At 30.4% G+C, this 14438-nt stretch carries 11 protein-coding genes; 3 read left to right on the top strand and 8 right to left on the bottom strand.

The genetic code is table 11. The features are described 5' to 3' along the window. Positions 1-481 precede the first annotated feature (481 nt). The 4 genes from RH99_RS10080 to RH99_RS18955 all read right to left on the bottom strand — a co-directional run bounded on the left by RH99_RS10080 (position 482) and on the right by RH99_RS18955 (position 3272). Positions 482-1009, bottom strand: coding sequence for a toll/interleukin-1 receptor domain-containing protein (locus tag RH99_RS10080; RefSeq protein WP_010237351.1), 528 nt, complete (start codon positions 1007-1009; stop codon positions 482-484). 36 nt (positions 1010-1045) lie between these two features. Beyond that, positions 1046-1357 (bottom strand): hypothetical protein, encoded by a 312-nt coding sequence (locus RH99_RS10075; RefSeq protein WP_010237350.1) that lies wholly within the window; start codon positions 1355-1357, stop codon positions 1046-1048. A 329-nt stretch (positions 1358-1686) separates the two neighbouring features. Further along, positions 1687-1872 (bottom strand): hypothetical protein, encoded by a 186-nt coding sequence (locus RH99_RS10070; protein WP_138990655.1) that lies wholly within the window; start codon positions 1870-1872, stop codon positions 1687-1689. Positions 1873-3059: 1187 nt separating this feature from the next. Then, positions 3060-3272, bottom strand: coding sequence for a hypothetical protein (locus RH99_RS18955; protein WP_010237343.1), 213 nt, complete (start codon positions 3270-3272; stop codon positions 3060-3062). Between the two features lie 133 nt (positions 3273-3405). On the opposite strand from RH99_RS18955, the gene RH99_RS10060 reads away from it, so the two are divergent. After that, positions 3406-4686, top strand: coding sequence for a LysM peptidoglycan-binding domain-containing protein (locus tag RH99_RS10060; RefSeq protein WP_010237341.1), 1281 nt, complete (start codon positions 3406-3408; stop codon positions 4684-4686). A 47-nt stretch (positions 4687-4733) separates the two neighbouring features. On the opposite strand, the gene levB is transcribed toward RH99_RS10060, so the two are convergent. The 3 genes from levB to sacB (RH99_RS10045) form a co-directional block, all read right to left on the bottom strand. Beyond that, a complete protein-coding gene (levB, locus tag RH99_RS10055) occupies positions 4734-6293 on the bottom strand; it encodes a 2,6-beta-fructan 6-levanbiohydrolase (RefSeq protein WP_010237339.1) in 1560 nt (519 codons plus the stop codon). Positions 6294-6563: 270 nt separating this feature from the next. Continuing rightward, positions 6564-8030: a levansucrase gene (gene sacB / locus RH99_RS10050; protein WP_010237336.1), complete on the bottom strand. Its 1467-nt coding sequence runs from the start codon at positions 8028-8030 to the stop codon at positions 6564-6566. A 255-nt stretch (positions 8031-8285) separates the two neighbouring features. Further along, on the bottom strand, positions 8286-9782 hold the full coding sequence (gene sacB / locus RH99_RS10045; RefSeq protein ID WP_010237335.1) for a levansucrase: 1497 nt from the start codon (positions 9780-9782) through the stop codon (positions 8286-8288). A 680-nt stretch (positions 9783-10462) separates the two neighbouring features. On the opposite strand from sacB (RH99_RS10045), the gene RH99_RS18950 reads away from it, so the two are divergent. Continuing rightward, positions 10463-10582, top strand: coding sequence for a DUF2442 domain-containing protein (locus RH99_RS18950; RefSeq protein WP_138990653.1), 120 nt, complete (start codon positions 10463-10465; stop codon positions 10580-10582). A 138-nt stretch (positions 10583-10720) separates the two neighbouring features. Here RH99_RS18950 and RH99_RS10040 read toward each other — a convergent pair whose 3' ends face one another. After that, a complete protein-coding gene (locus tag RH99_RS10040) occupies positions 10721-12160 on the bottom strand; it encodes an MFS transporter (RefSeq protein ID WP_010237331.1) in 1440 nt (479 codons plus the stop codon). A gap of 463 nt (positions 12161-12623) precedes the next feature. Between RH99_RS10040 and spoIIP the strand changes: the two genes are divergently transcribed. After that, positions 12624-14186 carry a stage II sporulation protein P gene (gene spoIIP / locus RH99_RS10035; protein WP_010237329.1) on the top strand — a complete coding sequence of 521 codons (1563 nt, stop codon included), beginning with the start codon at positions 12624-12626 and terminating at the stop codon, positions 14184-14186. Positions 14187-14438: the final 252 nt, after the last annotated feature.

Here is a 14438-nt window from a genome sequence, read left to right as displayed (position 1 = left end):
ACTTCATAGCATATGGATAATTGGAAGTTAGATCAGCGGCTTTGTTTTAATATTCTAGCTTCCATTCAATACCCTTTAAAGATTTCAAATCAACATTTATCTATTTATTAAGATTTAACAGTTCCTCTAAAGAAAACAAAGTGTTTTTATTGCAGATGTAATAGCAACTTCATCAATTGAAACAACCTCAATAATCTTCACAATATAATCATAATTTTTATAGTTACTAGAGTTCTTCTCAATCATTCCTTTAACTAAATACTTTATTTTTACTCCGCCACCATTTTTGCTTCCTTATAGCAATGCAAAAGACTATATTTGATTAAACTTTATGTTCCCTAAAATTTCATTGCGTATCGGTACCATGTCATTAACTTTAGGAACCTTATGTAAATCCTTAGTGTATGGTATAACCAAAATATTCATTTTTTCCATTAGTATATGGATTTGTATATGCAGCCTGCAAAAGAGTTTGTGCATTTTAACTCAATTCTGTTTTAACACCTTTAGTAGTTATAGAGTTAATAAATATATCTCTTTTTAGTTCCCAGCGAATATCAGAAACTGTAGGCAATCCAAATTCATTCAACATACAATCTTTTAACTGACCGAGTTTTTCTTTTACATCGGTTAAATCATTATCAAGTTTTAATCCAATTTGGCGTGGATTGATAGCTCCTTTAATCTCCTTAAATTCAAATCCCGGCAACAGGATGGTAGTGTATCTATTTTGCAATATCCATGCAGCGCCCATTTCGTTCATACATGCAACACTTTTATAATAATTCTCTGATAAAACAAGAATAACATGCAAGTTGTGAGTTTCAAACTGAAGTTTTAGGTGGTCATAAATATCCTGATCCAATGGAATTCCACAACCAGCGATAGAAGAACAAATTATATGTTTTTCATTTAACCCAATACCCTCTAATAAATCAATCAATTTAGAAACATACTCCTTATCAGAACTAGCATGACTAATAAATATTTTAGGACTTTTTTGTGGCATGGTAATTTCCTCCTTTGTTTTTTTGACCACTGTTACTTATGCAGGATAATAATATTTATCAATATTTTTACTAATTGCATATAAACTTCCCGAAAGTTCATTAAATTTTGTTTCATCATTACAACCATTAAACCCTTGTCTCAAATTTACCAATGTGTCCCATATAAACTTATCTTTCGTACGGTCGTAAACTTCTTGTAATTCAAGTTGAACCTCTTGCTTCCAGGTAGAAAATGCAGAAGTATCATAAATAGTAGCAACACAAGGAATACCATTCCATCCCATAGTATGGAAATGCGTTTTTATATCATCAATTTTTTTAATTAAATACAATAAGTCTCTTTTCATTCTTTCACCCCTCATAAAAAGTGTATAGTATAGCCAAATTAACCTGTCCACAAAGTATGGATAATGTGAAGTTATTTTCATTATTCTAGATTAATCTTCATATACAATTGTGCAAGTCATAATCATTTCTTTAATATTAGAATTTGTTGTATTCGTTTCTGCCTTAATGCCTATTATATTGTTTCCAAGTATTAACCTTTTCTTCTAATTTTCTTGATAAAATCTTAATGTCCGTACTTAATATAAATGTGTCTTGTGAAATAATTTTTACTTTATTCATTTTATCATCTCTTTGCAATATTCTAACATCAAAATCTTACGATCAAATACTACCTAGCCACTATTTCCAATGTATATTCTCCACTTGTCATAGTTCTATGCTCATTTTTCCACTTTCCGGCTATATAATCAGATGTTTTTGTTGGGTGTCCGTATGTATTCCTATCTCCACAACTGTATATGACAATGGAATTTTTATCCCTAGCATTTGGCACCTTTCCTTTTTTGACCAACAATATTTTCCTCCATGGTGACACGCAACTAGGATATCCAAATCCTTCAATGTATTAAGCTTTTGATAATCATAATCCTGATCACCAGCAATTGGAATGTTTATTTTCTTATTATTATCATCTGATACTTCCAACCTCATTGTCAAACCGGTTTCATGAATATCACTTGGTACTCTTAATGGCTTTATTTTGGATTGTTCACCACAGGAGATATATCTATTTTAAAAAAATATCATTTTTTACAATTTCGACAGAACCACCATTTACAATAATTTCTGCTACCTTATGGTTAAATAAAATTTTTCTTTTTGGGTTAGGAATAAACCAACTGCATGTGTAAGCATTTTTATCATCATAAATCCTATGCCAATGATCTGAATCCAGGTGTGATATAATAATTGTTATATTACTATTTGTATGTGTATTATATAAATAATATTTATTACGCAATTTTTTACTACTACCAATCATTATTACTCTAAATCATATTATATCTAAATAGTACAATATTGACCTTAAATCATCAACCAATAATTAGTACATCATATAAATTTATTCATTATACCTACAGTACCTGTTTCTAAGTCCCTAATCCATAAAAATATAGCACTAGATTATTTCCCCATGATATAATTAATAAAAATTGCTAACGTAGTAAGTTCAGTATTTTTATTAGATCAAAAGGTTGAAGACAAAGAAATAGTAGACAGATTAAAACTTGTAGGAAGAATACTAAGACAAAATCCTTCTAAAGAACAACAGAAAATATTTAGAGCTTGAATAATAAATATATTAAAAAATAGATTTAAAGATAATGTGAAAACAGATATTAACAAATTATTAAAGGATACATCTGAAATGGAGGTGGATACTATGATAAGTAATTTGGGCAGAAATATTCAGAAAAGCTTTGAAAATGCTTAAAAAAGAGGTCTGAAACAAGGTATTGAAAAAGTAGCTATAAAAATGCTTAAAAAAGACTTGGATATAAACGAAATATCCGAACTGACTGAATTAACTACTCATGAAATATTAAAACTTAAGGATAAGCTTAAAATTGATAATAATTGATCTCATATATTCGTTAAATAATCCTTTATTTTAAGAAATAGAGACTAATATTATGGTAATGATTCTATGTTCGTCTCTATTATTTTTATTTAGTCATAGAGAATTTGACCCCTTTTAAGTTAAATTATAGATGTTAAAGACTTACTTAAATTCTTTTTTCCATAGATACTGCATATAGCCCCTACCAAAGCTGATGAAACACCATTCCCTAAAAATTTTGAGGATACTAATAATTCATATATTCTATAATTGCTATATCCACTGGTGTTTCTCAATTCTTTAAAATGAATAAATCCTGTAAATCTAGCAAATCTATAAGGTTCAAGAATCATAAAATAGTATAAGGATAATACTGATGTTATATCTAAAAAATGCCAATGAATTTTTTAGGAAATTTTAATTTTATAACATCTGACTACCAACAATCATATAATAAATTGAAATATGTAAAAGGTGGTAGGATAGTTGATTATACATGTTGTTAGACCGGGAGAGTCTCTCTACTCTATTTCTCGTTTATATAATGTTTCTTCTAATAAAATAGCTACAGATAACGAACTAAATAACCCTAATAGATTGGTAATAGGTCAGACTTTGGTAATTCTTCAAGAATCAAAAAGACATACTGTAGCTCCTAATCAAAGCTTGTACACAATAGCAGCTACTTATGGATTAACTGTTAATGAATTGCTTGCTGCAAATCCTCAAATAACTAATGCTGCTTTGATATATCCAGGACAAATACTTAATATACCTTCTAGTACAAGAAGGCTTGGAAGCATTGAAGTAAATGGATATGCTTTCCCAAATATAAGTATGGAAGTTTTAAAAAAGACTTTGCCTAATTTGACATATTTAAGTATATTCAGTTATGAGGTAAAGGAAGACGGTTCTTTAAGAGAGATTAATGATACAGCGTTAATTGAAGCAGCAAGGCAGACTAATGTTGCTCCTCTTATGGTTATCAGTAATCTTTTGCCTGGTGGAGGCTTTAACAGTGATTTAGCACATAGTATTTTGTCAAACCAGCAGTTGCAGGATACACTGCTTGACAATGTTATTAAAACATTAAAGGCCAAAAATTATTATGGATTGGATATTGATTTTGAGTATATTTATCCCGAAGACAGAGAACTATATAACAATTTTCTTAGAAAGGCTGTACAAAGATTAAAACTTTTAGGATATTCTGTTACAACTGCATTGGCACCTAAGCTGTCAGCTGGTCAAAAAGGAATTTTATATGAGGCTCATGACTTTCCTGTTCACGGACGATTGGTATCCCATGTTATACTGATGACTTATGAATGGGGATACACTTATGGACCTCCAATGGCAGTAGCACCTATTAATTCTGTTAGAAGAGTTTTAGATTATGCTGTTACTGCTATACCTAGAGATAAAATATTAATGGGTATACCAAACTATGGATACAATTGGACACTGCCATATGAACGGGGCACTAGAGCAAGCACGGTTTCTAATGTAGGAGCAGTTGATCTTGCAGCGAGAGTAGGTGCAGAAATAAAATATGACAGGTTGTCTCAAGCTCCATACTTTAATTATTATGCTAGTAACGGAAGAGAGCATGTAGTTTGGTTTGAAGATGCCAGAAGCATCAAAGCAAAGCTTAAATTAGTTAATGATTTTAGGCTTGCAGGTGTAAGCTATTGGACCATAGGACGATATTTCCCCCAGAATTGGCTGGTTTTAAATTCTTTGTACAATGTTAAAAAGGTTATTTGAACTAAATAACCTTTTTAATGCACATTCAAATATATAACTTAATTAATTTAACGAAAATGTTTAATCTGCACATTTTCAAATATTGACTTACCTCCAACTGAAAAAAGGCTTATTCCCTTATCATTTAAATCAGGAAATACTTCATTGGAATAGGTAACCTTACCGTCATCCACAAATACTTCTACACTAGTTTTATCAACTAAAATCTTTAAATGAACCTTCTTCTTACTTGTATCAAAGTGTGCTTTACTTTCAACATATTTTTCAGTTTTGTCAGGCTGTCCTGTAAAAGCTCTATTAACATAGGAATATTGTCCTTCAACAAAAACACCTACATCAATATGACGATTTTTATCCTCAGATTCTCGAAGTCTGAATCCTACATTTTTAGCATCTGACCAGCTTATATCTGCATCAATTTCATAAGCATCGCCTTTAACCTTTAGTGTTTTTGATCCCGTTACTTCAATTTTTTTTAAATGTTCAGTTGATTTTGTGAAACCACTCAAGTTTTCAACTGGCTGTGAAATTAGACTATAGGTGTCGTTGTCTTGTTTTTTTAGGCTAATCTGACGTACAATTGAATCCATTCCATTGAAACCATCTTTAAGTGTCGGAGTATTGTTTGGATAATCCCAATTATTCATCCAGGCTAAAGCATAACGTTTTGTATATTTATCACTGCTGTTACCACTGTCAAAGGTTACTCCTGCATACCAATCAAATCCATAATCCAACCATTGTGGTTCAATTTCATCTGGAACAAATTCCTTTCCGTTAAAATTCCCTGTCCAATAAGCATAAGTATTGGGTTTACCTGAAGATTTACCATTGGCACTGGCCCCCATAATCCATTTGTAAGTTCCATCATTTGCTTCCATCATGAAAATATCTGGGCATTCTACAATACCTATATCTTTAGTAAAAAAGCCACTTTTATACTCCCAATTTTTTAGATTGTCAGATTCATAAAATCCTATCTTAGTACCTTCTGCTAGGAGCATTACCCATTTATTAGTCTCAGGATTCCAAATAACTTTGGGATCTCTAAAATCCTTTGTACCTGGATTTGGCATAACGGCTTTATCACTATAAGATTTAAAAGTCTTTCCCTTATCAGTACTGTACCAAAGATATTGTTCCTGCTCACCGCCATTAGCAGAAGGCTGTGTTACAATGGCCACAAGAGCCTCTTTTCCAAACCCAGCTGTATTTTGCGTATCAATAACCACTGATCCTGACCATATATCCCCATTTTTATTTGTATATTTAGGAATAGCTACCCCCTCATCCTTCCAATGTACCAAATCCTTTGAAGTAGCATGTCTCCATTCCGTACCATTCCCCTTTGGATAATTACCATTATAAAGATAATAATAATGATATTCTCCATTAAAGAATATAGGCTTTTGTGGATCGTTCTTCCACTTATCAGGTGTTGTAAAATGATATGCTGACTTATAATTTGTTTCTTGATTAGTCACTGGTTTATCCACCTTCTTATAGGAATGCTTATAAAATAAGCATATACTTAATAATATTGCTAAACATATTAATAAAATAGCTGCTACTTTATATGTTTTCTTGCAAAATTTTCTTTTTTTCAAATGATCACCTCCACCTTACTATTTTATATTCTTACTAAAACAAAAATCTATACCTTTTTTATAGATTTAATCTAATCTATAAAAAAGGTATAGACTTATTTGTACAAATCTCTGTATTTCAATGTACGTTAGACATCTTCAAAGAAATAAATAGTCAGTATGCTAGTCTATTTCTTATCATACTGCGTCAACAGAACCTTCTGATAGCATCACTATCATCAGAACCTGTTTTCTTGTATGATTTAAAATATACGTCGCATCTTTAACTTGTTATTTATTAATAGTCAATTGTCCTTGTTCAATTATACTGTTTGGTACAACAGATGTTCTGTCTCCTTTAATATTAAGTACGAAGCTTGGAGCAAATGTAGCATGGTGGTCTGTAAAGAAACCTCTATTTGTCATGTAACTTGTTATTACAACATTATTTCCATTTTTCTGTGGTACAGCAAAATGTGAGTAAGTAAATGTAAGATCAGTTGGATCAAGATTCATATTTAATACTAGTCCACTTCCATTTAACGGTTTATAGTCTCCAGTTAAAGAATTTGAAGTGTAACCTAACATGTATACATCTTTATCGCTTATTCCATCAATAGTCATTTTAGCTCCTCTTGAGTCTGTAAACAAGTACCATTTACCATTCAATTTAAATACATTTGCACGTTCAATTTCATCTGTTACTGTATTAGATGTAATAAGTGGTTTCATTACTTTTTTCAAAGTATAATCATCATTTAATTCAATAATACCTAGTGCACCATTAGCTAATTCTGCTACACCTTTTTTAGGACTTTGTAACAATTTAGATTTTTCAGTTTCAAAGAATTGTTTAGTTCCACCATAATAAGCCCAATTATATAAAGAGTCTTCTCCTTGGTATCCAGTTTCTGTTCCAGTATTAGCTTCAAAAACCAAATATTTATTACCTTTGTCTTCAACATAGTGAGGATCTCTTAAAGTATGGTTATCACCAGAAGCATAAGCTCCCTCATCGATAAATTGTTGAACATTTTGATAGATTTTACCATCTCCATCAAAGATAGATTTGTAATCTGATACGCCATCAACCTTAAGTGTATTAGCACCTGGTTCTGATAAATTAATTTGAGCTGTTGTTAATGTTTGTTTACTATAACCAGTTCCTCCATCTTCTGGAGCACCTGAGAAATCAGTATAGAACAAACGTACTTTTCCATCTTTAGTTAAAGTTGCAGAACCTGACCATTCTTGTGTTTGATATTTAAGAATAGGATCATTTGAGTTAAATTTATCACTATCCTTAAATACTCTACCAGCATTTTTCCAACTGTCGATAGATGTATCACCAATTTTTTGATAGAATAAGTAAATTGAAGTGTCATTCCCATTTTTAGGGTCTCCCGCTAGAGCAAAAACCACATTATATCCATGATAATTTGCTGCTGTTCCATCAGCATTTTGCAGAGGCCAGCTATCCCATACATCTAAATCTATTAAATTACCATACTTATCATAACCTTTTGCTGAAGAGATGTTTTTTATAGTTGATGCATCGAATTGAGGCACCTTAAATTGTTCATTGCTTTGTTGTGCAGGTATTTTTGACATATTATAACGTGTAATGTGAGAAATATTATCGTACTTTGTGCTATTATTTTCTTTAGCAAAAGCTACAGATCCTCCCCCTAATCCTACAAGTAATGCTGTAGTAAAAGTAGTACTTAAAACAATTTTCATAATTTTTGACTTAATCATTAATTATTTACCCCCTAAGTAATTTTTTATTATAAATATATACTTTTATGTTAATATTTTTATATTTATAATATCTTTTCTTTTAGATCCATTATATACATACGAATATTTTAATATTTTTTTGAGGTAAATTAAAATTTAAATTAAAGTTATTTTTATTAATAGCTATTCAATTATAAATAACTGTATATAACATATAATTTGAAGAATAAAAAAAGTGCCGACATTGAATCGGCACTTAAAAATTTTTTAAAATTATTTTTTTTCAGAATGATTTTTTTGCTTATCAACAGTCAATTGTCCTTGTTCAAGGATACTGTTTGGTACAACAGATGTCTTGTCTCCGTTAATATTAAGTAAAAAGCTTGGAGCAAAACTTGCATGATGATCAGCAAAGAAGCCTCTGTTTGTTATATAACTTGTAATCACTACATTATTTCCATTTTTCTGTGGTACAGCAAAATGTGAGTAAGTAAATGTAACATCAGTTGGATCAAGATTCATGTTTAATACAAGTCCACTTCCATTTAACGGTTTATAATCTCCAGTTAAAGAATTTGAAGTGTAACCTAGCATGTACACATCTTTATCGCCTATTCCATCAATAGTCATTTTAGCTCCTCTTGAGTCCGTAAACAAGTACCATTTACCATTCAATTTAAATATATTTGCACGCTCGATTTCATCTGTTACTGTATTTGATGTAATAAGTGGTTTCATTACTTTTTTCAAAGTATAATCATCATTTAATTCAATGATACCTAGTGCACCATTAGCTAATTCTGCTAAACCTTTTTTAGGGCTTTGTAACAATTTAGTTTTTTCAGTTTCAAAGAATTGTCTATTTCCACCATAATAATCAAAATTGGATAAAGCGTCCTCTCCTTGGTATCCAGTTTCTGTTCCAGTATTAGCTTCAAAAACCAGGTATTTATGCCCATTGTCTTCAACATAGTGAGGATCTCTCAATGTATGATTATCAGAGTAATTTGGTGCTTCAATACCTTGTGAAATATTTTGATAAATCTTTCCGTCTCCACCATCAAAAATAGATTTGTAATCTTCTACTCCATCAATCTTTAGTGTATTAGCATCTGGCTTAGATAAATTAACCTGAGCCGTTGTTAAAGTCTGTTTACCATAGAATCCTTGATCTGGCATCCAAGCTTGTCTATCTGTATAGAATAATCTAACTTTTCCATCTTTAGTTAAAGTTGCAGAACCTGACCACTCTTCAGCTTGATCTTTTAGGAAAGGATCATTTGGAACGAATTTATCATTATCCTTAAATACTTTACCAGCGTTCTTCCAGCTATCAACAGATGTGTCTCCTATTTTTTGATAGAACAAATAAATAAACGTGTCGCTTCCAACTTTAGGATCTCCTGCTAAAGCAAAAACGATATTATATCCATTATAATTGGCCACTGTTCCATCACCATTTTGTAGCGGCCAGCTATCCCATACATCTAGATCTATTAAATTACCATACTTATCATAACCTTTTGCTGAAGAAAGATTTTTTATTGTGGATGCATCGAATTGAGGCACCTTAAATTGCTCATTGCTTTGTTGTGCAGGTATTTTGGACATATCATAACGTGTAATGTGAGAAATATTATCATACTTTGATTTGTAATCTTTGCTGTTGTTTTCTTTAGCAAAAGCTACAGATCCGCCCCCTATTCCTACAAGTAATGCTGTAGTAAAAGTAGTACTTAAAACAAATTTCATAATTTTTGACTTAATCATTAATTACTTACCCCCAAATAATTATCTTTCGCAGTTTAATATAAATTTTTCATTCTAATTTTTAATCTTAATATATCCCCCTTTTCTTCAATCCAATATATACATACGCATATTTTTTGTATTTTTTGAGGTTTATTAAAATTTTATTCAAATTATTTTTTTATTATGGTTTAAATGTTAAAAATATACACATACAATAATTAAATTTACACTGAATCTTTCCAATATGTACAAATAAATTCATAATTTATACAAAATATAAATAATTATTACACATGATGTTAAACTTTTTTACCATAATAAGAAATTTTAATTTGTTTTAGAATATACATTAGATTTACTTTAGTGATGATAATAGCATATTCTTGGATTGATTTGTATTTGTCTATTAGAAATTGAACTTACATCTAATCAATATTAAATGCCAATTTAATTATTGTAGAATGTCAAATATAATTATATGAATTTCGTACAAACGAAACATTAATAATTTCAAAAAGAATAGTTTCTAAAAAAAATAAATAATGGATAATACCAATCCTAAAAGCATAATTTTGTTACCCCAAAAATTAATAAAGGCATGTACCATCCACATGAGTAATCTTACCGTTACTCAAAATAATTGTAAAGAAGAAATTACTTCCATTTAGTTAGTTACAGTTATGCAATTTGGTCTAAAAATGAGTCCAAAAGTTACCGAAGTTAGTATTCTTAAAGATTATAAATTATTATTAAAGTTTGAAACAAATGAGGAAAAGATATTTGATGTGAAACCATATCTTGAATTAACTGTCTATTGAGTTATTATCATACAACCTTTAGGATTCTAAAAAATTAAATTAAGAATTATAAGAAGGGCTGTGATTCTCATCACAGCCCTTTTTACCTATTTAAATTTCCACTTAAATCATATAGATTTAACTCCATATACCCTATACCTAATTATTGTTTATTTCCAATCGTTTCTGCCTTTTCTCATTGACAATCCTCATTACAGTGAGAATCATACCCAAAATACATATGGCCCCAATAGTTATATATACTATCTTCATTGCGTATAAAAACACATCCGGTCTTCCATTTACATATCCATTGACTTTGTGTCCCATTTTACTACTCATCCTATTGTACAAAAGTGCAACGGAAAAAGTTATACCTGACACCATACCCATGTTCCTAACCAGGGCATTTATGCTCCCTACCACACCTAATTTATCTTTTGAAACTAGTGACATGACAATAGCATTATTAGGTGCCTGAAATAATCCATTTCCTACACCTATTATGGCAATACTAACTGCCATATGTATGTAGTTTGAATTAGCATTTAAAAAAGACATGGCGAAAAGTCCAATTGACATAGTAAATAAACCTAAAACAGTTAAAACTTCTCCACTAAGTCTATCTGATAAATATCCACTTATAGGAGCAACTACTGCAATACTTATAGGGATAGCCATCATGAGAATTCCTGAAGTTGCTGGAGATATTTTCATAGCATCCTGCAAATAAAATGGCTGAATTATATTTACACAGAACAAAGCCGCAAAGGATATAAAAGCACACAATATACTTATATCAAACAACTTATTTTTAAACATGGATAAATCTACTACAGGATCTTCCACCCTTTTCTCTGTAAAATAAAAACTCAATCCACATAGAATACTTATAATAAAGCTTATAATTATATTTCCATTACCCCAACCTAAATCTTCTCCTTTTAGAAGTGCCCAGAAAAGAGCAATTATAGAAATCATAAATAAAAGAGCTCCTTTTAAATCAAAAGCTGAAGCTTTTCTATCTATCTTTTCCTTAGGAAGAATGAATCTTCCAGCAACAAATGCAAAAATAGATATAGGTATATTTATTATAAATATGGATTGCCAATTAAAAAACTGCACCATAATTCCTCCAAGTGGAGGTCCAAGCATAGTTCCTATAGCTACAGTACTTCCAAGCAGTCCAAGTGCCCTTCCTCTCTCATTTGGTGGAAATACAATAGCTAGTATAGATTGATTGGCTGACATATACATAGCTGCTCCAACAGCCTGAAGTATTCTTGAAAAAACTAGAAAGCTAAGACTTTGGGAAATAGCACATAAAAAAGATCCCAGACCAAATATAAGAAATCCATAATTAAAAATAACAGTTCTACCAAATTTATCCGATAGTTTTCCAAATATAAGTACAAAAGCAGATATTACTATTAAATAACTGGTAACTACCCACTGTATACTGTTTATCTCCACACCTAGATGCTTTGACATCATAGGTAAAGCTATATTTACAATGCTGCTGTCTAAATTCCCCATAAGAGGAGATAACAAAACTACAGCTAAAATTTTCCATCTGTTTTTATAAGTTTTTTCTTCCATATAAAATTCTCCTATTTACAATTATTTATTATAGTTATTACTATACAACTACAAGTTGATTTGTCAACCATATATCCTATGAATTATAAGATATATCTATGGGCTTCAATAAACAACATTTTCTATTTCACTCTTCATAGCTATAACATAAACCTATATAAAAAAATAATCCTCGTAAATAATTAAATCTTCTCAATAGTGTTTTCTATATAGTTATAGAATTTAATCATAAATAAATTTTCAAAATAGAATGTTATAAATCCTCTCTACTCTTCATATAATCTATTAATGCACCTTGAAAAATAATTAATAATAAGTATGTTATCCTATTTTTACTATGCTGCACTTATCAGCAGAACTATCAGTAGCAATTGCATACTTATACAAAAGAAATATCAAGTAATATATTCATATATATTGCTTGATATTCCTTTTTAACATGTCCAAGCTGGAGGCAATGTGAATGGTTAATAAGAAGATAAACAATGAGAAAAATAGTTTTATATTGATTTTAGGCATTACTATAATAATATTTTCTACTTATTTGTTTTTTAGCTTTTTTAATGAGCGGAAGAACCAGGAAAGACTCATAGACGGAACAGCAAATATGATTTATGTTCAGTTAATGAACTATGCAGTACCTGTGATAAAAATTGCAAACTTTCATGAATCAAATACAATGGGAGATACACCTTCTCTAAAGACTGACATTCTAAACTATATGGGAATTGACTTACACTATCCTGATAAAATTCTAAAAAAAGAAGTGTCTTATTTGGATGAGGATAGGAGTTCCATATATTACAACGACAATGAAGATGGTACAGCGGCTATAGGAGATTTTAATTTAAGCAATGATGATATAATTAAGAATAGTGTAGGCAGTACCCCAACTACAAATAGCAGTAATTTAAATACTCCAACTCAAACCAGTAAAGTTTACAATCCAAGCTTAAAGAAAACTCTTGATAATTCAAAGCCAGAAGTTCTCATATATCATTCTCATACAACAGAAGGCTACGGTAAAGATGGACAAGATAATCTTGATCCCACAAAGAATGTAACTGCCATTGGAGATGTGCTTACTAATACTCTTGAAAATGATTATGGTATTTCTGTAGTCCATGATAAAACTATCCATAATGCGTTATCCTATAATAATAGTTATGAGAGATCTGGCCAAACTGTAGACAACTATTTGAAACAATATGGAGGCTTTAAGATGATAATTGATCTAGATAGGGACTCAGATCCAAACAAAAGTGATGTTACTAAAGAAATAAATGGAGAAAATGCTGCTAAATTTACCTTTGTAATGGCAAAAAATAATCCACATTTTAATCAGAACATGACCATGGTAAATCTTTTATTAAACACTGCCAATAGTGATTTTCCAGGATTAACAATAGGAAATGGAATAAATTATTTTGATAATGGAACTAACTTTTTTAATCAAGACAAAAGCAATAATGCATTCTTGTTAGAAATAGGTTCTGCTCCAAATACTATGGATGAGTCAAAAACAACCACAAATTATGTTGCCAGAATGATTGCTGAATATCTAAACACTGAACAGTTTATTAACACTGTTGCTCCGGCTGCAGAGGATACTTATAAAAAAGATAAAATATTTCCATCAGTTACACTTGCACAGGCAATGCTTGAAAGTGGAGAGGGAACATCGGCACTTACTAAAAAAGCAAACAATTTATTCGGTATAAAGGCTTTTAGTTGGCCTGGTAAAATAATTCAAATGCCAACTAGAGAAAATTATAAAGGTATTAATGTTGTTATAATGGGAAAATTCAGAGCCTATGATAATTGGACTCAAAGCGTTGAAGATCATGGTAGTTTTTTAGTTAATAATAACACCTATAAAAAACATGGAGTATTTGCAGCAACTAGTTATACTGCTCAAGCAAAAGCACTACAATCGGCGGGCTATGCCACAGATCCAGGCTATGCTCAAAAGCTTATAGGGCTCATAAAAGAGTATAATTTAAATCAATTTGATAATGTAAAATAAGATAATATAGAAAGTATATTATTTAAAGGGGCTACTCTGTTCTTATCTCTTTGGAACAGAATAGCCCCTCTTTCCTATGTAAGCTTCAGTTTTCCCTTATCCCCTAATCAATTATTATAAGGCACATTCAAATAAATAACTAGTCAGTATGCTGGTATATTTTGACTTACTATTTATTTTCATATGCCTAAAAGTATTAAATTCCCTGTAGCTTTGCTAATATTATGATAATATAATATATATGAAAATTTT

The sequence above is a fragment of the Clostridium arbusti SL206 genome (genome assembly GCF_000246895.1).
GTDB classification, from domain to species: Bacteria; Bacillota; Clostridia; order Clostridiales; family Clostridiaceae; genus Clostridium_I; species Clostridium_I arbusti.
Note: the sequence above shows the minus strand (reverse complement) of the source record. Positions and strands in the feature narration are given on the sequence as shown.